Genomic DNA, 22312 nt, shown 5'->3' on the forward strand with positions numbered 1-22312 from the left:
TGTTCGATGGAAATTGTCATGTCCAGGTTTACTGCTGTCCCCTGCGCGGAATCTGCCCGCGCGCCTTTCACCCTGAACCGCTCGCGGATGCGGTTCGGGCATGCCAGCGCCGTCCTCTGCGGCGTATTGCTGACACCGCTGGCACAGGCCGATGAGCATACCGGCCACCAGCAAGAACTGAGCCCGACGGTGATCACTGCCATCGCCCCAAGCTCACCACTGACGATCATCACCAACCCCAAGGATCCGCGCCAACCGGTACCGGCCAGTGACGGCGGCGACTATCTGAAGACCATTCCCGGCTTCGCCTTGGTGCGCAATGGCGGCACCAACGGCGATCCGGTGTTGCGCGGCATGTTCGGCTCGCGCCTGAATATCCTTACCAACGGCAGCATGATGCTCGGCGCCTGCCCGGGCCGAATGGATGCGCCGACTTCGTACATCTCGCCGGAAACCTACGACAAACTCACCGTTATCAAAGGCCCGCAAACCGTGCTCTGGGGCCCCGGCGCCTCGGCCGGCACGGTGCTGTTCGACCGTGAGCCGGAGAACTTCGGCGAACTCGGCACGCGCGTCAACGCCAGCATCCTGGCCGGCTCCCACGGCCGTTTCGACAAGGTCATCGACGCCGCTGCCGGCGGTCCCTTGGGCTACGTGCGGGTGATCGGTAACACCGCGCATTCCGACGATTACCGCGACGGCAACAACGACATCGTCGCCTCGCGCTACGACAAGTGGAACGGCGATGTCGCACTGGGCTGGACGCCGGATGCCGACACCCTGATCGAGCTCACCGCCGGCAAGGGCGACGGCGAGGCGCGTTATGCCGGGCGTGGCATGGACGGCTCGCAGTTTCTGCGCGAGAGCCTCGGCCTGCGCCTGGAAAAATCCAACATCAGCGACGTGCTGGAAAAACTCGAGGCGCAGGTCTACTACAACTACGCCGACCATGTGATGGACAACTACACCCTGCGCACACCGTCCGGCACCGGCATGATGGCCGGGCCCATGGCCTCCAACGTCGACCGCCGCACCCTTGGTGCGCGGATCAAGGCGACCTGGCGCTGGGCGGATATTCAGCTGATCACCGGGCTGGATGCGCAGACCAACGAGCATCGCCAGCGCAGTGCGATGGGCATCGATACGTACAAGGAGCTGCCGTACAGCAAGGATGCCGACTTCCACAATTACGGCGTGTTCAGCGAAATGACCTGGTACGCCGCTGAGCGTGATCGCTTGGTCACTGGCGCGCGGGTCGATCGCGCCTCGGCCAGGGATTACCGCCAGAGCACCGGGTCGGGAATGATGTCGCGGCCCAACCCGACCGCTGACGACACCCGCGCCGATACCTTGCCCAGCGGCTTCGTGCGCTATGAGCACGATCTGGCGGACAGCCCGACCACCCTCTACGCCGGGCTCGGCCACGCGCAGCGCTTCCCGGATTATTGGGAGCTGTTTTCGCCAGACACCGGCCCGGCGGGTTCGCTCAACGCCTTCGATTCGATCAAACCGGAAAAAACCACGCAGATCGATTTCGGCGTCAACTACAAAAGCGCCGATCTCGAAGCCTGGGCCTCGGGTTATGTCGGCGTGGTGCGCGATTACATTCTGTTCGACTACACACCTGGGATGATGGGCATGAGCACCTCGCGCGCCGAGAACATCGACGCGCGGATCATGGGTGGCGAACTCGGCGCGGCCTACAACCTCAGCGAGAACTGGCAAGCCGATGCGACCCTGGCCTATGCCTGGGGCAAGAACAGCAGCGACGGCTCGGCCCTGCCACAAATGCCGCCGCTGGACGCGCGTTTCGGCCTGACCTACAGCGAAGCCAACTGGAGCGCCGGGGCACTCTGGCGAGTGGTCGCCGCGCAGCACCGCATCGACGCGAACAAGGGCAACGTGGTCGGCAAGGATTACGCCCAGAGCTCGGGCTTCGGTGTGTTTTCGCTCAACGGCGCGTACCGCATCAACAAGCACTGGAAGGTCAGCAGCGGCGTCGACAATCTGTTCGGCAAAGCCTACGCCGAGCACCTGAACCTGGCCGGCAACGCCGGGTTCGGTTACCCGGCCAATGACCCGCAGCCAATTAATGAACCGGGGCGCACGCTCTGGACCAAAGTCGATATGAGTTTCTGACACGCCACGAGAAATTCCTGGTGTGAACACTGCCCTGTGGCGAGGGAGCTTGCTCCCGCTGGGGCGCGTAGCGGCCCTTTCTTGATTTGCAGAGCCAGGGCCTGCTGCGCAGGCCAGCGGGAGCAAGCTCCCTCGCCACAAACAGGCAGTCCCGACAAATAACGAAAAGCACCAAGCCCAGCGGAGCAAACGTGATGCAAAAGCCTCAACCCAATTTCTACAACCTGGCCTGGCGCTGGCATTTCTATGCCGGGCTGTTCGTCGCGCCGTTCATGGTGATGCTGGCCCTGACCGGGATCATTTACCTGTTCAAACCACAGCTCGACACGCTGATGTACAGCAGCCTGCTCGAAGTACCGACCGGACACCACACGGTGGCGGCCGATGACTTGCTGCAACGGGTGAAAAACGCCTATCCGCAAGGCCAGGTCAGCCAATACCTGCCGCCGGTGAATGCGCAACGCAGCGCGCAATTCGTAGTGAAAAATGCCGGGCACGAACTCAACGTGTTCGTCGATCCGTACCACGGCGACATCCTCGGCGAGCAGGATGCCAAGCAGAATCTGCAAGCCATCGCCCGCGCAATCCACGGTGAATTGATGATCGGCACCGTCGGTGATCGGCTGATCGAAATGGCCGCAGGCTGGGGCGTGGTGCTGGTGGTGTCGGGTCTGTTCCTGTGGTGGCCGCGTGGGCAAGCGGCAGGCATATTGTGGCCGCGCCTGAGCAGTCGTGGCCGCGTATTGTGGCGCGACCTGCATGCGGTCACCGGATTCTGGGGCGCGACATTGCTGCTGGTGATGCTGCTCAGCGGCATGACCTGGACCGGTTTCTGGGGCAAGCAGTACGCGCAAGTGTGGAACGTGTTCCCGGCGGCGATGTGGGACAACGTGCCGACCTCCGACATCGAGGCGCGCAGCCTCAACAGCGCCACCCGCCAGACCGTGCCATGGGCGATGGAAAACACACCGATGCCGATGTCCGGCGACCACGCCGAACACATGGCCCACGGCAACGCCCACGCCGGCCCCGCTGCACCTGAGGTCAGCCTGCAGGACGTGCAAAACATCGCCAGCGAACGTAAGGTCGAACCGGGCTACAGCATTACCCTGCCAACCACCGCCACCGGCGTGTTCACCATCGCCGTGTTCGCCGACGACCCGCGCAACGACGCCACCCTGCACGTCGATCAGTACACCGGCAAAGTCCTCGCGGACGTGCGCTTCGAGCACTACGGCACAGTCGCGCGCGCCACGGAAATCGGCGTGATGCTGCATGAAGGCAAGATGTTCGGCACCTTCAATCAGATCGTCGTGCTGCTGATCTGCCTGATGATTCTGCTCAGCGCCGTCAGCGGTGTGGTGATCTGGTGGAAACGCCGGCCTCAAGGCAAGTTCGGCGTACCGCCGCTGCGCCATGACCTGCCGAAGTGGAAAACCGGCGTGGCGATCATGCTGGTACTGGCAGTGGTGTTTCCATTGGTGGGGGCTTCGCTGGTGGTGGTGTGGTTGCTCGACCGGTATCTCGTACCCCGACTCGCCCAGCGAACCGTTAACTCTTCAAGCTGACTTAAGGCGTGGGCAGTCTCAGCCGCCCGCGCCTGTTCATTCACGTCGTTTACAACTCGTCCCGCAAGCGCACGGTTCCTGGCGTCGGCGACTGTTGACGATGGTTTCGCCAGGTGTTGCCCATTCGTCCGGTCTGACGCCAGTAATAACCGCCGATCAACACCCTGAGCTCACCCATTTCAATGAGTCGCGACACAAACTCTCCGGGGCTGAGACGGCTTACCCAGCGTCCGCCCTCGAAGATGACCGATCGGGTCAGCAACAGATCCCTTTCCGCCCTTGAATACACGGGGGTGTATTTGAGCAGCACGTCGTGTGGCGTCGAATAGTAGTAGTAAAGGACATTCAAACCTTTTTCCGCTGGCGCATGGGTGTGCGCATGCACAAGCGAAGGCGCGGCGAAATTGGCATAGACCTGATCCGCGTCCGCCCCCTGCGTGGTATTGCCCGAGACGTGGAGCTGATGGCTGGCGACCAGCGTGTAACCCTTTGGATAGCGCGGCGCCGGATCGTGCCAGCTGACGGCGGAGTCCGCGGTGGTACGCAATATGCGCAACAGCGGATTGTCCTCGTTGGCGAAGTACACGATCGGTTCGAGCGGAACGAATCGAAGGCTGGCCTGCTGCGCCAGAATCGCACTCTCGTAACCGGTCCCGATCTGCGCCTGGCCGGCTACTCGCCCATGGGCATGGCAAGCGGCATCATCAGGATGATGAAAGACAGGCCCCAGCGCCGGAACCGGATGCGCGCGCCAGCGTTGCGCGCTGGCTAGCTCTGGCAGGCGCGGCTGCCAGTTTTCATCCACCTGACCATGACGCGACCAGTATTCACTGGTTTCAATCACCTCGAGTCGGCCGGCATGAGCCATGCGGTGCACATAGTCGGCAAATCTGAAGGTACCGCTGGCAACGCCTCGTTCATCGACTGCCGCCTCCGCCATCGAGACAAAGGCGTTGGCGCGCAGTTCGATCTGCCCGAACCGATCGTAGAAAGTACCGGGTTCGAACGCGTGCAGTTGCAGTTTCAGCAAGGCTCCATCGGCGCAGGAGAAGTAGATCGGCAAGAATCCCTGCGGGGTGTTGGCCCGCGCACATGCGGACTGGACATCGTTGGGCAACAGAAAACAGTGCCGTACGTCGTCCGGCCGCGCTCCCAGAGGCGGTAGCGCTGCTCGCAGGTAAATGGCATTCAGACTGAAGCCTGACAGCAGCTTGCCTTGCTCAAAAACGCGGTCCAGTGCCAACGTCGAGCGCTGGACTTCAACCGGCAGAGTGGATACGAACAGGCCTTCGGGGCTGCTCAAAAGATAACCGAAGGTCTGCGTATCTCTGCTCAAGGCCATTTCATGAACGTACCTTGCGCCAGCGTCTGCCTGAATGAACAACGGGCTGCACAGCGGATTGCTCAGAGCCTTGTCATAATCTCTGCCCGGCAACAGATCCATCGAGTATGGCGTCCATTGCGCTACCTGCCGGCGCTGTCCCCAGATCTCGCTGCCGGTGACGACCCACAGGTGTCCGGAGCTGGCCAGATCGTTGACCCAATCTATAGGTTTCAATTGCCGATCGCGCAGGCGCTGTCTTATCGCTTTCGCATCGACGACGGACTGCCGATCGCCCTGATCGAGCAATTGCGAAACCAGTTCGGCCTGTGGCCGATAACCTGTCACCGAACCGTCCGGGCCGAACAGGTACTCATCCCACGGCGCTGGTTTATAGCGAACCAGCGAACCGTCCGCTGTCACCCGATACTCCTCTTTCACGCCGCGTTTGTTGAACGCCGATTCCAGCACCTCGACCGAAAACATGTTCAGGTAGACCTGTTTCTGCACGTGCGCCAACACCAGAGAAACTTCCCGGACAACCCGCGACCTGTAGCGTGCAACGATCCGACAACCAGCGGGAAACAGTCCATACGTTCGGCTTTCTTCGGGACAGATATCGCCGGCATCGAAATCCTCATGGCTGACTTCAATGGGCACGGTCGCCACGTAGTGTTTATCGGCGGTCTCCATGATCAGGCCGCCGTAGACCCTCTCCGCAACCTGAGGAATCAGCGTCCTCGCGTGCACGGCTGCATCGTCAGCCGTCAGAAAAACCGGACCAAGCGCGCGACGCTGCAGATTCGCATAGGGCTGCCAGGTCACCCTGACCCGCCCCGTTCTGTCCCAGCACGCTCCGGTACGCATGACCGAGAGGTCGCCGTTATTGGCGACCTCATGAATAAAATCGGTCGGCAGCCAGGTTCCGCCAGCCAGATCGCTTTTGATCCTGTCGAGCGTGCTCTGAGACGAAGCGTCATGAAAGAGCTTGCTGGAACGGCTGCCCGCGTACTTCAGCAGGGCGCCGTCGCGCACCGCGATATAGAGCACTGCGGGAACGTCCGACGCGATGACCGGACGGCGGCCGCCGTAATACATGGACGCTGTCAGATGGTCCGGCGAGATGAAGTAATGGCTCAGCCAGTCATGCGGACTTTTTGTCGGATCATCTGTACGTGCGGACACGTAGAAATTCCCGTGCAGTTCGAAGCCCTCGGGCAACACATGCCACGGGGCGGACGGCAGATCGGCGAACATCGAATCGAGCCTGAACGGATTTGAATCCTGATCGCTGACGGATATCAGCTCGGTGACAACATACTCCTGCCGACTCGTGTGCTTGAGCATGAACCCGAAGTGCGCGCGCGCCTCGCTCTGTGCGCGAAAAGCGCGGCTGTATCGATCCTGCGCGGCCTCATCAGCTGAAGGAAAAACCGCGCCGAAGGCTACTCCTTCCACGCGTTTCCATGGCAATGGCAACGTCAACAGCGTCGGCGGTAACGGGGCTTGGGGCTGCGGGAGAAATGCGGGTCTGGGCAGAACGGGCTGGTCTCTGCCCGGCAGCGGAAACACAAGCGCAGGCAACGGTGGCGCCGGCAAAGGTGACGGCGATGTGCGCAGCGACCATGTGGCCGGCACTCGCCCGCGATAACCCCATAGCTCATTATCGATCAGAACCGTCAGATAACCGGCCGCTGCCTGTTCTTGAATGAAGTCTTGCGGGCGTTTGCTGCCGCTGTCCAGTTCGAACGCCAAGGCACCTGGATGCTGGCGTGTCCCCAAGCGCCTGCCCAGCTCCCGGGAAACGTCAGATCCGTGGACTTCATACTTGACCAGACTGTCCGGTGCCGCGCAGACATACAAGGCCATCTGGTCGAGCAGCACTTGCCTGACCTCTGCCACGTTCAGCATTTGCAAACTTACAACCGCTTCCTGATGCGCCCAGCCAAAAAGCTCTGCATCCACTGGAGGGAGGTGTGACAGCGCGACGTGGGAGACATAACGGGCGTGCGGCACATGGTCGTCGGGAAAGACCGGGCGACCATGATTGTCCATCGGGTAAAGCCTGCTCTGGCCGAGCGTATCGATGTCTCCGGGCAAGGGTTCGGTCACCACGAAACGCTTGTCGCTACGCTGAAAAACATACCCCGCGTATTGCTGATCACGGCGGATGCCCACAAGCTCATGGGCATGGCGAACCGCATCATCGGCAGAGAGAAACGGCCTGCTCAATCGCGGCCAGGCGAAATTGGCGAACGGTTGCCATTCAAGGTCCACTGGCCCCAAATGCGCCCACAGCGCACTGCCGCGCACGACCTCCAGGGTGCCGGCCAATACCAGCATCGAGACGAATGCACGGGGAGCCAGCGTGCCGGCCAACAGCCTTGCCTGCACATCGTTGTCGCTGACCGTGCCGTCCGCATGAGCAACGCTCAGAGCCGCTTCGATCGAATCACCGCTGAAGCGGTACTTCAACATCGCATGATCCTGCGCCTGCATGTACAGCGACAACGCACGTCCTGCTTTCGCCAGATGTTTGTTGCGGGCATTCGCTTCGATTGCCTGGGCAATCTCCCGGGGCGTGAAGAAGTTCTCGTAGAGCCAAGGCTGACCAGGCGGAAACTGCGCAGGGTCGGGCCGCGAGGCGAAGTAAAAGCCCTCCAGCAAATATCCCCTCGGTAACTGCAATTGCCCTTGGGCATCAACCGGGAATATTCGCTCCGGATCCCATGCGGCCGGTCCGGCCGGGCGCGCATGGGTGGCGACATACTCCTCGCCAGTCAATTTCTTCAATATCAGGCCTGTTGTATGCGCGCCTCTTGATTTCAAGGCGGCAAGCACAGCGCGTTCGGCATTGACGCATACACGGGTCATCAACGGCAGTTCGGTGACCGCACCAGTGGAGAACGGCGAGCCGGCCTTCCACTGCGCAGGTACGCGCCCCACGGAGTGCCCCCAGTCGGCATTCGAGACGATGACTTTGAGTTCACCCACGGACGCCAGCTTGTTGATCACCGCCATGACGTCATACGCTCCCGCCGGATGCCCGGTCGGCCCGCCGGACTGCTGCCAGAGAAAGTAGTCGCGCTCCTCGGGCGAGCCGCTCGACACGTATTTGAGCAAGCTGCCATCCGGACCTGAAAGGTAAGCGCTGCGAAAGAACTCCCGCGCCGACACATCGCCAATGAAATCGCCGCCTGAATAGAAACTCATGAACAGTCGGAGCAGCGTTTCATCCTGACGCCGATTGCCATTGCGGAACTCGGCATGTATCGGCGGATGGCTGTGAACGCTGGCGATACATCGGTAGCCCAGTGGGTGGAGCATGCCGCCAAGGACATCGGTCTGCACAATTGTGCCGAAGTCGAAGCCCGTGGCTTGCCCTGCGACGGGCGAAGTGGCGAGGAATTTTCCGTCCGGACGCAGCAGGATCACGCTGCCGTACTCTTTGTCCGGGTTGGGTGGAACCCGTGTATGCACCCAATAGGCGGCGTCTTCTTCAGTCAGAAAGGCCGGGCTCAGTGGGGGCAGCTTGAACGTTGCTGAAGAACTTGCGGTACGACCGGATCGGCCTGAGACATGACTCATAAAAACCTGCGCTGAGAATCGGATGAGCGCCTGAGTGTGGGCCGTCGGTTTTCGCCAGCTGTGGTACATGTTTATCGTTTATGTATCCGCATCTGCGCAACAGCTCGCGCCCCAATCTGGCGCAACTCGACGCACCACCGCCCAATTACCGTCCCCTCGTGGTGCACGGCTTCAGCGCGCAAGCGCTCTGGCATGACGTTTCCCTGCCTGAACGCGACCGGGCACAGCCTTTGCAAAACCCCCTTCAGTCGTCCGCATCTGCCAACCAGAAAAAATCGAATGTTCATGGAGATCGCACAATGAAGCGTCGCAGTTTGATCAAGGCTTTCACACTCACGGCATCCATTGCCGCGATGGGCATGACCTGGACTGTCCAGGCGGCCGAGACCATCAAGGTCGGGATTCTGCATTCGTTGTCCGGGACCATGGCGATCTCCGAAACGTCGCTCAAGGACATGGCGCTGATGACCATCGACGAGATCAACGCCAAGGGCGGCGTGAACGGCAAGATGCTCGAGCCGGTGGTGGTCGACCCCGCTTCCAACTGGCCGCTGTTTGCCGAAAAGGGTCGGCAGTTGCTGACCCAGGACAAGGTCGCGGTGGTGTTCGGCTGCTGGACGTCGGTGTCGCGTAAATCGGTGTTGCCGGTGTTCGAAGAGCTCAACGGCCTGCTGTTCTACCCGGTGCAATATGAAGGCGAAGAAATGTCGCCTAACGTGTTCTACACCGGCGCGGCGCCGAACCAGCAAGCGATCCCGGCCGTTGAATACCTGATGAGCGAAGAAGGCGGCAGCGCCAAGCGCTACTTCCTGCTCGGCACCGACTACGTCTACCCGCGCACCACCAACAAGATCCTGCGCTCGTTCCTGCATTCCAAAGGCGTCGCCGACAAGGACATCGAAGAGGTCTACACGCCGTTCGGTCACAGCGACTATCAAACCATCGTCGCCAACATCAAAAAATTCTCCGCCGGTGGCAAGACTGCCGTCATCTCCACCGTCAACGGCGACTCCAACGTGCCGTTCTACAAAGAGCTGGCCAACCAGGGCCTGAAAGCCACCGACGTACCGGTGGTGGCTTTCTCGGTCGGTGAAGAAGAACTGCGTGGCATCGACACCAAACCGCTGGTGGGCAACCTTGCGGCGTGGAACTACTTCGAGTCCGTGGAGAATCCTGCGAACAAGAAATTCGTCGCTGACTGGAAAGCCTACGCGAAGAAACACAACCTGCCGGGCGCCGACAAAGCGGTGACCAACGACCCGATGGAAGCCACCTACGTCGGCATCCACATGTGGGCTCAAGCGGTCGAAAAAGCCAAATCCACTGACGTCGACAAGGTGCGCGAAGCGCTGGCCGGGCAGACCTTTGCCGCGCCATCGGGCTACACCCTGACCATGGACAAGACCAACCACCACCTGCACAAACCGGTGATGATCGGCGAGATCCAGAGCGACGGTCAGTTCAACGTCGTATGGCAGACCGAAGGCCCGATCCGCGCGCAACCGTGGAGCCCGTTCATTCAGGGCAACGACAAGAAGCCGGATTATGCGGTGAAGAGCAACTGAGGCGAATTCAACCTTTGAGGCGGGCTTGAGTTTTCCCCCTCACCCAGCCCTCTCCCTCAGGGAGAGGGGGAAAGGGAGCCGATCTTCATGCTTCTCAAAGCCTGAGCTCGACTCGAATTCGCAGTTCGCAGCACATCGCCCAGTCACCCCGGTCAGTCCCCTCTCCCTCAGGGAGAGGGGGAAAGGGAGCCGATCTTCATGCTTTTCAAAGCCTGAGCTCGACTCGAATTCGCAGGTCGCAGCACATCGCCCAGTCACCCCGGTCAGTCCCCTCTCCCTCCGGGAGAGGGTTAGGGTGAGGGGGCGGTTGAACAGGACACCACCAATGCCCACTGCCATACACCGCTTGCTTCTCGCCATCGCACTGTTGCTGCCGATGCTGGTCCACGCCGGCGACGCCGAAGACTTCGTCGCGGCCAATCCGGTGCAACAGGCCAGGCTGCTGGAAGCCTGGGCCGCGCAGCCCGATCCGGCCCGCATCGAATTGCTCAACGCCCTGCAACAAGGCGAATTGACCATCGACGGCCAAGCCAAAACCCTGCGCCTGAACAATCGCCTGCGGGGTCTGATCGACACCGCCATGGCCAGCCATCAATTGCTCGCCGCTGACAGCAAAATCCGTCTGGCTGCCGCGCAGCAATTGCAGAAAAGCGCGAAACCCGCGCAGCTGAAATTCCTCGACCAGCAACTCGCTGGGGAAAAAGACCAAAGCGTGCATGCCGCCCTGAGCCTGGCGCTGGCCAATCTGCAACTGGTCGATACGGATCCGGCAGTGCGCCTGGCGGCCGTACGCCTGCTCGGCGAAACCGGTGATCCGCTGGCACGCACACGCCTCGAAGGCTTGCTCGAGCCCGGCGTGGAAAGCGATGCCGGCGTGCGTACCGCCGCCGAAACCAGCCTCGCTCAGGTCAAGCGCAAATTGCTGATCGGCGAAGTCCTCGGCCAGGCCTTCAGCGGCATGTCGCTCGGCTCGATTCTGCTGCTCGCCGCCCTCGGTCTGGCCATTACGTTCGGCCTGCTCGGCGTGATCAACATGGCCCACGGCGAGATGCTCATGCTCGGCGCCTACTCGACCTACGTGGTGCAACTGATGTTTCAGCGTTACGCGCCGCAGGCCATCGAGTTCTATCCGCTGATTGCGCTGCCAGTGGCGTTTTTTGTCACGGCGGCCATCGGCATGGCGCTGGAACGCACGGTGATCCGGCACCTCTACGGCCGGCCACTGGAAACCCTGCTCGCTACCTGGGGCATCAGCCTGATGCTGATCCAACTGGTGCGGCTGGTGTTCGGCGCGCAGAACGTTGAAGTGGCCAACCCGGCGTGGCTATCCGGCGGCATCCAGGTACTGCCCAATCTGGTGCTGCCGTACAACCGCATCGTCATCATCGCTTTCGCGCTGTTCGTGGTGGTGCTGACCTGGCTGCTGCTGAACAAGACTCGCCTGGGCCTCAACGTGCGCGCCGTCACGCAGAACCGCAACATGGCCGCCTGCTGCGGCGTGCCGACCGGGCGCGTCGACATGCTCGCCTTCGGCCTCGGCTCGGGCATCGCCGGATTGGGCGGCGTGGCGCTGAGCCAGATCGGCAACGTCGGCCCGGATCTGGGCCAGAGCTACATCATCGACTCGTTCCTGGTGGTGGTGCTCGGCGGCGTCGGGCAGTTGGCCGGTAGCGTACTCGCCGCGTTTGGTTTAGGCATCGCCAACAAGATTCTCGAACCGCAGATCGGTGCGGTGCTCGGCAAAATCCTGATCCTCGCGCTGATCATTCTGTTCATCCAGAAACGTCCGCAAGGCCTCTTCGCACTGAAAGGACGGGTGATCGACTGATGAACCAGCCTCTGTTAGTCACGGCTACACAAAAGGCCGGGCCGAAAGTCACGCTCGCGGTCGGTGGTGTGATCCTTGCGCTGCTGATCGTTCTGCCGCTGCTGTCACTGCTCGCGCCGGACAACGCCCTGCACGTCTCGGCCTACACCCTGACTCTGGTCGGCAAAATCCTCTGCTACGCCATCGTCGCTCTGGCGCTGGATCTGGTCTGGGGTTATGCCGGCCTGCTGTCGCTGGGCCACGGCCTGTTCTTCGCCCTCGGCGGTTATGCGATGGGCATGTACCTGATGCGTCAGGCCGCTGGCGATGGCTTGCCGGCGTTCATGACCTTTCTGTCGTGGAGCGAATTGCCGTGGTACTGGAGCGGCACCAGCAGCTTTATCTGGGCCATGTGTCTGGTGGTGCTTGCGCCCGGTTTGCTGGCGCTGGTGTTCGGGTTCTTCGCCTTCCGTTCGCGGATCAAGGGCGTGTATTTCTCGATCATGACCCAGGCCCTGACCTTCGCCGGCATGCTCCTGTTTTTCCGCAACGAGACCGGGTTTGGCGGCAATAACGGTTTCACCAATTTCCGCACGATTCTCGGTTTCGGCATCACCGAACCGGGCACCCGCGCGGTGCTGTTTCTGGCGACCGTGCTGTTGCTGGTGGCCAGCCTGTTCATTGGCTGGCGCCTGGCGCAGAGCAAGTTTGGCCGCGTGCTGACGGCGCTGCGCGATGCGGAAAACCGTTTGATGTTCTGCGGCTACGACCCGCGCGGTTTCAAGCTGTTCGTCTGGGTATTGAGTGCGGTGTTGTGCGGACTGGCCGGTGCGTTGTATGTGCCGCAGGTCGGCATCATCAACCCCAGCGAAATGTCGCCGACCAACTCCATCGAAGCTGCGGTATGGGTCGCCCTCGGCGGGCGCGGCACGCTGATCGGGCCGCTGCTCGGCGCGGGCGTGGTCAACGGCATGAAGAGCTGGTTCACCGTGGCCTTCCCCGAATACTGGCTGTTCTTCCTCGGCGCGCTGTTCATCGTCGTGACGTTGTACCTGCCCAAGGGCGTGATCGGTCTGCTGAAGAAACGAGGTGAACAATGAGAGTCACAGCGAGTGCTGAATTCATGCTCGAACCTGCGTTCTTTCCCGTCGAACCGAACAAGGACGAAGGCACCAGCCGCGACTCGATCGGCCTCGGCCAGCGCGTCGGCCCCGGCCTCGATACGCGCCACGGCACGATCCTGACCCTGGAAGACATCAGCGTCAGCTTCGACGGCTTCCGGGCGCTGAACAATCTCAACCTGTACATCGGCGTCGGCGAACTGCGCTGCATCATCGGCCCCAACGGCGCCGGCAAAACCACGCTGATGGACGTGATCACCGGCAAGACCCGGCCCAGCCACGGCAAGGCCTGGTTCGGCGAAACCCTGGACCTGACCCAGATGAGCGAAGTGCAGATTGCCCAGTCCGGCATCGGCCGCAAGTTTCAGAAACCGACGGTATTTGAAGCCTTGAGCGTGTTCGAAAATCTTGAGCTGGCGCAGAAGACCGACAAGTCGGTGTGGGCCAGTTTGCGTGCGCGCTTGAGTGGCGAGCAGAAGGATCGCATCAGCGAAGTGCTCGAGACGATTCGCCTGACCACTTCGGTCAATCGCCAGGCCGGGTTGTTATCCCACGGACAGAAGCAGTTCCTCGAGATTGGCATGTTGCTGATGCAGGACCCGCAACTGCTCCTGCTCGACGAACCCGTGGCGGGCATGACCGACGCCGAAACCGAGTTCACCGCCGAGCTGTTCAAGTCGCTGGCGGGCAAGCATTCGCTGATGGTGGTCGAGCACGACATGGGTTTTGTCGGCTCGATTGCCGACCACGTCACCGTATTGCATCAGGGCAGCGTTCTGGCGGAAGGCTCGCTGGAGCAGGTGCAGGAAAACGAGCGCGTGATCGAGGTCTACCTCGGCCGATGAATCGGCCAGCTGCAAGCGACAAGCTTCAAGCAGCAAGTAAAAGCAAAGTCATAAACAGCACTGCTCTTGCTTGCAGCTTGCGGCTTGCGGCTTGCGGCTTGAAGCCCAACTAACGGAGTTCCGATGCTACAAGTCCAACAACTTCATCAGTACTACGGCGGTAGCCACATCCTGCGCGGTCTGAGCTTTGACGTGAAGGTCGGCGAAGTCACCTGCCTGCTCGGGCGTAACGGCGTCGGTAAGACCACTCTGCTCAAATGCCTGATGGGCTTGTTGCCGGCCAAGGAAGGTGCGGTGAACTGGGAAGGCAAACCGATTACCACGTTCAAGCCGCATCAGCGTGTGCATGCCGGTATCGCTTATGTGCCGCAAGGCCGTGAAATCTTCGGACGGCTGACCGTGGAAGAGAATCTGCTGATGGGCCTGTCGCGCTTTCCCGGCTCAGAAGCCAAAGAAGTCCCGGTTTTCATCTACGAACTGTTCCCGGTGCTGCTACAAATGAAGCAGCGCCGTGGCGGTGATCTGTCCGGCGGTCAGCAGCAGCAACTGGCGATCGGCCGCGCCCTGGCCAGCCGTCCCCGCCTGCTGATTCTTGATGAGCCCACTGAAGGCATTCAGCCGTCGGTGATCAAGGAGATCGGCGCGGTGATCAAGCAGCTCGCGGCGCGCGGTGACATGGCGATTCTGCTGGTCGAGCAGTTCTACGACTTTGCTGCAGAACTGGCCGATCAATACCTGGTGATGTCGCGGGGCGAGATCGTTCAGCACGGTCGCGGGGAAAATATGGAGGCCGAGGGTGTACGCGGGCTGGTCACGATCTAACGCGACGGTCTAATCTGTAGCTTCCTAACGATAATCACCAATCATGAATTCACTTGCCTCACCTGCCCTGTTTACCCCGAGCTGGCACGCCGAGCTGGAGCTGGCTTACGCGCGTTTCGGCGATTGCACGCGCCCGGTCATGCGCCGCCACTTCGGCCCGCTGCGCGTACAAAAGCACCTGTACGCCGAAGGCCCCGAGGTCTGTCAGCACATCATCGTCCATCCACCGGGCGGAATTGCCGGTGGTGATCGTCTGGATATCAGCGCTCGCGTTGAAGCCAACGCCTGGGTGCAAATCACCAGCCCCGGCGCCGCCAAGTGGTACCGCGCGGCAGGTCCGGCGTATCAGCAACTCGACTTGAAAGTCGCTGCCGGCGCGACGCTGGAATGGCTGCCGCAGGAAACCATCGTCTACAGCGCCGCGCAGGCCGAGTTGAGCACGACGATCGAGCTGGAAGGCGATGCGCGGCTGTTCTACTGGGACGTGGTGGCGCTCGGTCGTCCGGCCAGTGGCGAGCGTTTTGACCTCGGGCATTTTCAGGCGCACCTGGATATCCGCCGCGATGGTCAGTTGCTCTGGCATGAACGGCAGCGCATTGTCGGTGCGGACGGTTTACTCGATTCGCCGATCGGCCTGGATGGGCAACCGGTGTTTGCGACGCTGCTGGTCACCGGTGAGATTGACGTCGAGCTGCTGGAGCGCTGCCGCTCGCTGGAGCATGACGTGCGTGGGGATCTGACCCAGTTGCCGGGGTTGCTGGTGGCGCGGTGTCTGGCCAGTGAAGCGTTGCTGGCACGGGCGTGGCTGATCGATCTGTGGCGATTGCTGAGACCTGCGCTGCTGGGGCGCGAAGCCATGCCTCCACGAATCTGGAACACCTGAAATGCAATCCAACTGTGGGAGCGAGCCTGCTCGCGAAAGCGTCATGTCAGCCACCCCATACGCTGAATATGAAACCGTATTCGCGAGCAGGCTCGCTCCCACAGGGGATGTGCGCAATCAGACAATTTTTCAATCTGCCCTGATGGAACCCGAACCATGGACCTGACCCCACGCGAAAAAGACAAGCTGCTGATCTTCACCGCCGGCCTCGTCGCCGAGCGGCGGCTGGCCCGTGGCGTGAAACTCAACTACCCGGAAGCCATGGCCTACATCTCCGCCGCCCTGCTCGAGGGCGCCCGCGACGGCCAGACCGTGGCCGAGCTGATGCACTACGGCACCACCCTGCTCAACCGCGAGCAGGTGATGGAGGGCATTGCGGAAATGATCCCGGAAATCCAGGTCGAGGCGACGTTCCCCGACGGCACCAAACTGGTCACCGTTCACCAGCCGATCGTCTGAGGCCGCGCCATGACCTACACCATTCGCGACGCACGCCGGGCCGACCTGCCGGCGATCCGCGACATCTACAACGACGCCGTGCTCAACACCACGGCAATCTGGAACGAACAAGCCGTCGACCTCGGCAACCGCGAGGCGTGGTTTGACGCACGGCAGTTGCAGGCGTATCCGATCCTGGTGATCGTCGACCGCGCAGGCAGCGTGCTCGGTTACGCCTCGTTCGGCGACTGGCGGCCGTTCGATGGTTTCCGTCACACCGTCGAGCATTCGGTGTACGTGCGCAGCGATCAGCGCGGCAACGGCCTCGGCCCGCAACTGATGGCCGCATTGATCGAACGCGCCCGCAGCTGCGGCAAACACGTCATGGTCGCCGCCATCGAGAGTGGCAACGCCGCTTCGATCCGCCTGCACGAGCGCGCCGGTTTCAGCATCACCGGGCAGATGCCGCAGGTCGGCACCAAGTTCGGTCGCTGGCTCGATCTGACCTTCATGCAGTTGACCCTCAATCCCGGCGCACTACCGCCGGATGCTCACAAGGAGTGATGTCGATGAACGCCGCCCAATTGCGCCGCGTCAACGCTGAGAGTTTTGCCCACTATCGCCAGGGCCTGATCGATCTGCTGCTCGACGCCGTCGGTTACGGCGCCAGCGTCGGTTTCATGGCCGACCTCGACGCGACGCAGGCGCGCGCTTATTTCGATGAGGTGCAGGACAACGTAAACAAAGGCAGCACGCTGCTGTGGGTGGTGGTCAAGGACGAGCAGGTGCTGGCCAGCGTGCAGTTGGGCCTGTGCCAGAAAGCCAATGGTCTGAACCGCGCCGAAGTGCAGAAACTGCTGGTGCGCGAACAAGCGCGCCGGCGCGGTCTCGGTCAGCAGCTGATGCAGGCGCTGGAACTCGAAGCGCCCAAGCACAAGCGCGGCATGCTCTACCTCGACACCGAGGCCGGCTCGCCGGCGGAAGATTTCTACAAGGCGCTGGGCTACGTTCGCGCCGGCGAAATCCCTGATTACGCCTGCGACCCCAACGGCACCTATCGCCCGACCGCTCTCTATTACAAAGTCCTGCAAGGAGCCCAGCGATGATTCCTGGCGAGTACCAGATCCAGCCCGGCGACATCGACCTCAACGTCGGCCGCCGCACCGTCAGCCTGAAAGTCGCCAACAGCGGCGACCGGCCGATCCAGGTCGGTTCGCACTTCCATTTTTTCGAAACCAACGACGCGCTGACCTTTGATCGAGCCGCCAGTCGCGGCATGCGCCTGAACATTCCCGCCGGCACCGCCGTGCGCTTCGAGCCCGGCCAGAGTCGCGAAGTCGAACTGGTCGATTACGCCGGAAAGCGCCGGGTGTTCGGCTTTGCCGGACGCATCATGGGTGATCTCTAAAAAAGCAGCTTCAAGCTGCAAGCCTCAAGCTGCAAGAGAAAGCAGTTTTGTGGCGCCCGCAAATTCGCTTTTACTTGAGGCTTGTAGCTTGAAGCTTGCAGCTCAATTCCGAGGAACGAGGAAATGAAGATCTCCCGTCAAGCCTACGCCGACATGTTCGGCCCCACCGTCGGCGACAAGGTGCGCCTGGCCGACACCGAGCTGTGGATCGAAGTCGAAAAAGACTTCACCACCTACGGCGAGGAAGTGAAATTCGGTGGCGGCAAAGTCATCCGTGATGGCCAGGGCCAAAGTCAGTTGCTCGCCGCCGAAGTGGTCGACACGCTGATCACCAACGCGTTGATCATCGATCACTGGGGCATCGTCAAGGCCGATGTCGGCCTCAAGGACGGCCGCATCGCCGCGATCGGCAAGGCCGGTAATCCCGACGTGCAGCCCAATGTGACCATCGCCATCGGCGCCGGCACCGAGGTGATTGCCGGCGAAGGCATGATCCTCACCGCCGGCGGCATCGACACGCACATCCACTTCATCTGCCCGCAGCAGATCGAAGAAGCGCTGATGAGCGGTGTCACCACCATGATCGGCGGTGGCACCGGACCCGCCACCGGCACCAACGCCACCACGTGCACGTCCGGCCCGTGGCATCTGGCGCGCATGCTCCAGGCCGCCGATGCCTTCCCGATGAACATCGGCCTGACCGGCAAGGGCAACGCCAGCTTGCCGGAGCCATTGATCGAACAGGTCAAGGCCGGCGCCATCGGCCTCAAGCTCCACGAGGACTGGGGCACCACTCCGGCGAGCATCGACAACTGCCTCAATGTCGCCGATCAGTACGATGTGCAGGTGGCGATCCACACCGACACCCTCAACGAGTCCGGCTTCGTCGAAACCACCCTCGGCGCGTTCAAGGGCCGCACCATCCACACCTATCACACCGAAGGTGCCGGTGGCGGTCACGCGCCGGACATCATCAAGGCTTGCGGCTTCTCCAACGTGCTGCCGAGCTCGACCAACCCGACCCGGCCGTTCACGCGCAACACCATCGACGAACACCTCGACATGCTGATGGTCTGCCACCACCTCGACCCAAGCATCGCCGAAGACGTCGCCTTCGCCGAAAGCCGCATCCGCCGTGAAACGATCGCCGCTGAAGACATCCTCCACGACCTTGGCGCGTTCTCGATGATCAGCTCCGACAGCCAGGCCATGGGCCGCGTCGGCGAAGTGATCACGCGGACCTGGCAGACCGCCGACAAGATGAAAAAACAGCGCGGCCCGCTGCCGCAGGATGGCGAAGGCAACGACAACTTCCGCGCCAAACGCTACATCGCCAAATACACGATCAACCCGGCGATCACTCACGGCATCAGCCATGAAGTCGGCTCGATTGAAGTCGGCAAGTGGGCCGATCTGGTGCTCTGGCGCCCGGCGTTCTTTGGTGTGAAGCCGACGCTGATCCTCAAGGGCGGTGCGATTGCCGCCAGCCTGATGGGCGATGCCAACGCCTCGATTCCGACACCGCAACCGGTGCACTACCGCCCGATGTTCGCCAGCTATGGCGGCTCGCTGCACGCCACCAGCCTGACCTTTATCAGCCAGGCTGCGCAGGAGGCCGGATTGCCAGAAGCCCTAGGGTTGAAGAAGCAGATCGCTGTGGTGAAGGGCTGCCGCGACGTGCAGAAAACCGACCTGATCCACAACGACTATCTGCCGAACATCGATGTCGATCCGCAGACCTATCAGGTCAAGGCTGACGGTGTATTGCTGTGGTGCGAGCCGGCGCAAACGTTGCCGATGGCGCAGCGCTATTTTCTGTTCTGAAGGCGTGCGCTGAATACGGACTTGCAGGTCCGTATTCAGCCGCGATCGTCCAGGCAATCACGGGAACAGTTTCGCGATGTCTGCATCACTGTAGTTGTAATTTATGCGTAACTCGGTTCCTGCCGGAATGTCTTCGGTAGCGAATATGGCGTTGAGAATGAAGTCGCGGGTTACCAGTTCCTTGCCTATCGACTGTTGCGCTTCGACATCGAATGGCACGAACTCGACGTTATAGCCATCCCTAGCCTGACGAACCGGCTTGCCCGCTGCGTCATACCAGAAGTGTGTGTTGATCCGGGAGATGATCGTGTCACCGACCATTGCAAGTTGGACGGGGATCAAATATCCAGGTCCCGGCTGATAACGCACGCCGACCTTCATGGTGTATGACTGCTGGGCGAGCGGCACAAGATGTCCTGGCATGATGGCGCCAGCATAGACGCCGACCACCTCACCTCGGCTGATGCGCCGGTTGGCGACCACCATGGACTGCCCGACCAGGGCCCGCTCTCCGGGCGCCCGCATGTCGGCCTCGGTGAACAATCGCCATTGCAGCTTTTCTTCATACAACCGCGCGACATTCTCGTATGCGCCAAACCTGATGTACGGCTTGATCTGCTCGGAGGTGTATCGACCGCCGTCTTCGAAACGCACCAGGGTCTGTAGCTTCTTTATACGGATAGGTGTGCCGGCGCTGTCCCGGAATGGATATTTGCCGTTATTGGCTCGGTCGTAGACCCCAGGCCGATTGCTGAGGAACGAAAACCGCGTTTCGCTGCGCATCGCACTCAACTCGTCAGCAGTGAAGGCTTTGACGGCCATCGACTCGGACGCCAGATAGAAATGTTCATCTGCCGCACCGGCATCGTCGGACAGCTCTTCAGCGGCAGACTCATAGTCTTCATCACTCTTGCGCGCCACCCTGCGGCTTTTACCCGGTACAACGGCGGCATCCGGCGACGCGCTGAAATCCTCCAGTGAGTACCAGTGCCTGTTCAACGGATCGTAGGCAAGCAACGGACCGGACGGCTGCAGCTCGCTGGACAACCTGGCCCGATGCAGACCGGTCTCGGCATCGACGCCGATCAGCACCGTGCCACCGCCCTGCAAGTCCGCGTACTGGCGCCCCTTGAATACACGAAACCCGTCGACGTTTGTTTGCGCCAGAGCGGGTGTCGAGGCAATCAGGTAACGCTCCAGAGCGGAGGTTTCAACCGTTGGAACGGAAGCCGACGTAGACGGCGTCGGGTGGACGTGCACATTGTGCGGCGCTGGCGCAGTTTCCATTGGCTGCGTGCTGCTGCCGGACTCACTGGTATCGGGCGGGGTCTTGCGAATGAACGGACCGGGCGTCAGGTGCGACGATTCGATACCGTACGCATCTGGATCCCGGGTTGTGCGCGCTGGGGTGTTTACATCGACTGCGCCCGGCTTGGGCGGCTTGGGTCTGACTGGCATTGACAGGCTTCCTTGCAAAGATTGCGCAGCGCTGGCCGGCCTGACTGGCGCTACGACAGTCGGCATCCATTGCCAATCTGTGCCGGGAAAACTATCAGACCATCCTGCCAGTTAACACCGGGTGAAACACCCGCAAACACTATCCAGTGGAGCGGGCTGATCTGCGATCAGGACGGATCAGCCGTCAATATCTTCAGACAACCTATTCGACCACCAACCGCCCAAGCCGCTGACGCAACATGCGGTTCTCGGCCCGCAGCTGCTTCACCTCATCCAGCAGATCCAGCGCCAGCGCCACGCCTTCCCACTCCAGCTCCAGATCACGGCGCAGCTTCGCCGCACGCTTGGCCAAGGCCAGTTCGTAATCGGTGAAGCGCCATTCCCGGGGCTGCGCGCCCTGAGGTTCGAGGATGCCGTGCTCGACGATTTCGATCACGTAGACGTCCGGCAAATCGGCCGCCTCACAGAATTCTGCCAAGTCCAGTTGAACGATCAGGGGGCTGCTCATGATGGGCTACTCCGTCGTCGGGTTCAGAAGTTCTCTCGCGGGTTGAACGCGGCTTTCTTCGCCAGCTCCTGCCACAGCGCCTTGACCTCATCGTCGGACGCTTTCGGCATCACCGCCTTGAGTTGCACGAACAGATAGCCGCGCTCGCCGGCCTTGTTCAACAGGCCATGGCCCTTGGCGCGCATGCGCTGGCCGTTCTGGCTGCCGGCCGGGACCTTGAGGTTGATCTTGCCGGTGAGGGTCGGCACGGCCACTTCAGTGCCCAATGCCAATTCCCACGGAGCCAGCGGCAAGGTGATGATCAGGTTTTCGCCTTCGACATCGAATTTCGGGTGCGGCGCGAACCGAATGGTCAGGTACAGATCGCCATTCGCCCCGCCACCGATGCCCGGTGCGCCCTGGCCCTTGAGGCGAATCCGCTCGCCGTCGCTGACGCCGGCCGGAATCTTCACGTTCAGGCTCTTGCTGGTGTTGCTCACGTGCTGGCCGTGCGCGTTGTATTGCGGCACCTGAAAGGTGACTTTCTTCGATTCGTTGGACAGGGTTTCTTCGAGGAATACCGGCAGTTCCATTTCCACGTCTTGCCCTCGGCGTCCGCGTGATTGGCGGCTCTCGGCGCCACCGAAACCGGGGCCGCGATTGCCGAAGATCGAACTGAAGAAGTCCGAGAAGTCGCCGGTATCCGCACCGCCACCGCCAAAGCCGCCACGGCTCTGCCAGCCCGGCGGTCCCTGGAACGGCTGACCGTGCTGGCCGTAACGGCGCAGTTCGTCATACTCGGCGCGCTTGTCGGCGCTTTTCAGCGCTTCATAGGCTTCCGAGGCGTCCTTGAATTTGGCCTCGGCGTCTTTTTCCTTGCTGACATCGGGGTGGTATTTGCGCGCCAGCTTGCGATAGGCCGCCTTGATGGCCTTGTCGTCAGCTGTCGGCTCGACACCGAGTATCTTGTAATAGTCTTTGAAGTCCATTGAAGGATCACCATCCGTTATCGATTTCGCGCCGAGGCCAGCGTGCGCC

General features: G+C 61.5%; 17 protein-coding genes. 13 read left to right on the forward strand and 4 right to left on the reverse strand.

All coding sequences use genetic code 11. The features are described 5' to 3' along the window. Positions 1–18: 18 nt before the first annotated feature. Both GXB78_RS00295 and GXB78_RS00300 read left to right on the forward strand, forming a co-directional pair. Positions 19–2139 carry a TonB-dependent copper receptor gene (locus GXB78_RS00295; protein ID WP_329513684.1) on the forward strand — a complete coding sequence of 707 codons (2121 nt, stop codon included), beginning with the start codon at positions 19–21 and terminating at the stop codon, positions 2137–2139. Between the two features lie 194 nt (positions 2140–2333). Further along, the gene (locus tag GXB78_RS00300; RefSeq protein WP_329513685.1) at positions 2334–3707 is read left to right on the forward strand and encodes a PepSY-associated TM helix domain-containing protein; all 1374 of its coding nucleotides are present in this window, start codon (positions 2334–2336) and stop codon (positions 3705–3707) included. A gap of 49 nt (positions 3708–3756) precedes the next feature. Here the strand turns inward: GXB78_RS00300 and GXB78_RS00305 are convergent, their stop codons facing one another. Continuing rightward, complete coding sequence (locus tag GXB78_RS00305) at positions 3757–8685, reverse strand: DUF4329 domain-containing protein (protein ID WP_329513686.1); 4929 nt, start codon at positions 8683–8685, stop codon at positions 3757–3759. A gap of 230 nt (positions 8686–8915) precedes the next feature. On the opposite strand from GXB78_RS00305, the gene urtA reads away from it, so the two are divergent. From urtA to ureC, 11 genes are all read left to right on the forward strand, one after another. Continuing rightward, positions 8916–10181, forward strand: a complete 1266-nt coding sequence (urtA, locus tag GXB78_RS00310) for an urea ABC transporter substrate-binding protein (RefSeq protein ID WP_042608927.1) — start codon at positions 8916–8918, stop codon at positions 10179–10181. Between the two features lie 325 nt (positions 10182–10506). After that, positions 10507–12009: an urea ABC transporter permease subunit UrtB gene (gene urtB, locus GXB78_RS00315; protein ID WP_329513687.1), complete on the forward strand. Its 1503-nt coding sequence runs from the start codon at positions 10507–10509 to the stop codon at positions 12007–12009. Beyond that, positions 12009–13088 (forward strand): urea ABC transporter permease subunit UrtC, encoded by a 1080-nt coding sequence (urtC, locus tag GXB78_RS00320; RefSeq protein ID WP_329513688.1) that lies wholly within the window; start codon positions 12009–12011, stop codon positions 13086–13088. The genes urtB and urtC overlap by 1 nt, the downstream gene beginning before the upstream one ends. Continuing rightward, positions 13085–13954 (forward strand): urea ABC transporter ATP-binding protein UrtD, encoded by an 870-nt coding sequence (urtD, locus tag GXB78_RS00325; protein ID WP_016771888.1) that lies wholly within the window; start codon positions 13085–13087, stop codon positions 13952–13954. Before urtC ends, urtD begins: the two co-directional genes overlap by 4 nt. A gap of 123 nt (positions 13955–14077) precedes the next feature. Further along, positions 14078–14776, forward strand: a complete 699-nt coding sequence (gene urtE / locus GXB78_RS00330) for an urea ABC transporter ATP-binding subunit UrtE (RefSeq protein WP_329513689.1) — start codon at positions 14078–14080, stop codon at positions 14774–14776. Between the two features lie 43 nt (positions 14777–14819). Beyond that, positions 14820–15659 carry an urease accessory protein UreD gene (locus GXB78_RS00335; protein WP_329513690.1) on the forward strand — a complete coding sequence of 280 codons (840 nt, stop codon included), beginning with the start codon at positions 14820–14822 and terminating at the stop codon, positions 15657–15659. Between the two features lie 156 nt (positions 15660–15815). Continuing rightward, positions 15816–16118 carry an urease subunit gamma gene (gene ureA, locus GXB78_RS00340; protein ID WP_329513691.1) on the forward strand — a complete coding sequence of 101 codons (303 nt, stop codon included), beginning with the start codon at positions 15816–15818 and terminating at the stop codon, positions 16116–16118. Positions 16119–16127: 9 nt separating this feature from the next. Then, on the forward strand, positions 16128–16661 hold the full coding sequence (locus GXB78_RS00345) for a GNAT family N-acetyltransferase (protein ID WP_329513692.1): 534 nt from the start codon (positions 16128–16130) through the stop codon (positions 16659–16661). Positions 16662–16666: 5 nt separating this feature from the next. Next, complete coding sequence (locus GXB78_RS00350; RefSeq protein WP_329513693.1) at positions 16667–17203, forward strand: GNAT family N-acetyltransferase; 537 nt, start codon at positions 16667–16669, stop codon at positions 17201–17203. Continuing rightward, complete coding sequence (locus tag GXB78_RS00355) at positions 17200–17505, forward strand: urease subunit beta (protein WP_329513694.1); 306 nt, start codon at positions 17200–17202, stop codon at positions 17503–17505. The genes GXB78_RS00350 and GXB78_RS00355 overlap by 4 nt, the downstream gene beginning before the upstream one ends. A 123-nt stretch (positions 17506–17628) precedes the next feature. Continuing rightward, the gene (ureC, locus tag GXB78_RS00360; RefSeq protein ID WP_329513695.1) at positions 17629–19329 is read left to right on the forward strand and encodes an urease subunit alpha; all 1701 of its coding nucleotides are present in this window, start codon (positions 17629–17631) and stop codon (positions 19327–19329) included. Positions 19330–19386: 57 nt separating this feature from the next. On the opposite strand, the gene GXB78_RS00365 is transcribed toward ureC, so the two are convergent. From GXB78_RS00365 to GXB78_RS00375, 3 genes are all read right to left on the reverse strand, one after another. Beyond that, complete coding sequence (locus GXB78_RS00365) at positions 19387–20787, reverse strand: SET domain-containing protein (protein WP_329513696.1); 1401 nt, start codon at positions 20785–20787, stop codon at positions 19387–19389. A gap of 202 nt (positions 20788–20989) precedes the next feature. Continuing rightward, a complete protein-coding gene (locus GXB78_RS00370) occupies positions 20990–21295 on the reverse strand; it encodes a chaperone modulator CbpM (RefSeq protein WP_329513697.1) in 306 nt (101 codons plus the stop codon). 23 nt (positions 21296–21318) lie between these two features. After that, positions 21319–22263 (reverse strand): DnaJ C-terminal domain-containing protein, encoded by a 945-nt coding sequence (locus GXB78_RS00375; protein WP_329513698.1) that lies wholly within the window; start codon positions 22261–22263, stop codon positions 21319–21321. Between the last annotated feature and the right edge of the window lie 49 nt (positions 22264–22312).

This window comes from Pseudomonas moraviensis subsp. stanleyae (assembly GCF_036283065.1).
Classification (GTDB): Bacteria; Pseudomonadota; Gammaproteobacteria; order Pseudomonadales; family Pseudomonadaceae; genus Aquipseudomonas; species Aquipseudomonas stanleyae.

Coding starts and splice junctions, on each gene's coding strand:
- urtA (WP_042608927.1), top strand. CDS start 8,916: ATGAAGCGTCGCAGTTTGATCAAGGCTTTCACACTCACGGCATCCATT.
- GXB78_RS00295 (WP_329513684.1), top strand. CDS start 19: ATGTCCAGGTTTACTGCTGTCCCCTGCGCGGAATCTGCCCGCGCGCCT.
- GXB78_RS00300 (WP_329513685.1), top strand. CDS start 2,334: ATGCAAAAGCCTCAACCCAATTTCTACAACCTGGCCTGGCGCTGGCAT.
- GXB78_RS00335 (WP_329513690.1), top strand. CDS start 14,820: ATGAATTCACTTGCCTCACCTGCCCTGTTTACCCCGAGCTGGCACGCC.
- urtB (WP_329513687.1), top strand. CDS start 10,507: ATGCCCACTGCCATACACCGCTTGCTTCTCGCCATCGCACTGTTGCTG.
- urtD (WP_016771888.1), top strand. CDS start 13,085: ATGAGAGTCACAGCGAGTGCTGAATTCATGCTCGAACCTGCGTTCTTT.
- ureA (WP_329513691.1), top strand. CDS start 15,816: ATGGACCTGACCCCACGCGAAAAAGACAAGCTGCTGATCTTCACCGCC.
- GXB78_RS00370 (WP_329513697.1), bottom strand. CDS start 21,295: ATGAGCAGCCCCCTGATCGTTCAACTGGACTTGGCAGAATTCTGTGAG.
- GXB78_RS00355 (WP_329513694.1), top strand. CDS start 17,200: ATGATTCCTGGCGAGTACCAGATCCAGCCCGGCGACATCGACCTCAAC.
- GXB78_RS00350 (WP_329513693.1), top strand. CDS start 16,667: ATGAACGCCGCCCAATTGCGCCGCGTCAACGCTGAGAGTTTTGCCCAC.
- GXB78_RS00345 (WP_329513692.1), top strand. CDS start 16,128: ATGACCTACACCATTCGCGACGCACGCCGGGCCGACCTGCCGGCGATC.
- urtC (WP_329513688.1), top strand. CDS start 12,009: ATGAACCAGCCTCTGTTAGTCACGGCTACACAAAAGGCCGGGCCGAAA.
- GXB78_RS00375 (WP_329513698.1), bottom strand. CDS start 22,263: ATGGACTTCAAAGACTATTACAAGATACTCGGTGTCGAGCCGACAGCT.
- GXB78_RS00365 (WP_329513696.1), bottom strand. CDS start 20,787: ATGCCAGTCAGACCCAAGCCGCCCAAGCCGGGCGCAGTCGATGTAAAC.
- ureC (WP_329513695.1), top strand. CDS start 17,629: ATGAAGATCTCCCGTCAAGCCTACGCCGACATGTTCGGCCCCACCGTC.
- GXB78_RS00305 (WP_329513686.1), bottom strand. CDS start 8,685: ATGTACCACAGCTGGCGAAAACCGACGGCCCACACTCAGGCGCTCATC.
- urtE (WP_329513689.1), top strand. CDS start 14,078: ATGCTACAAGTCCAACAACTTCATCAGTACTACGGCGGTAGCCACATC.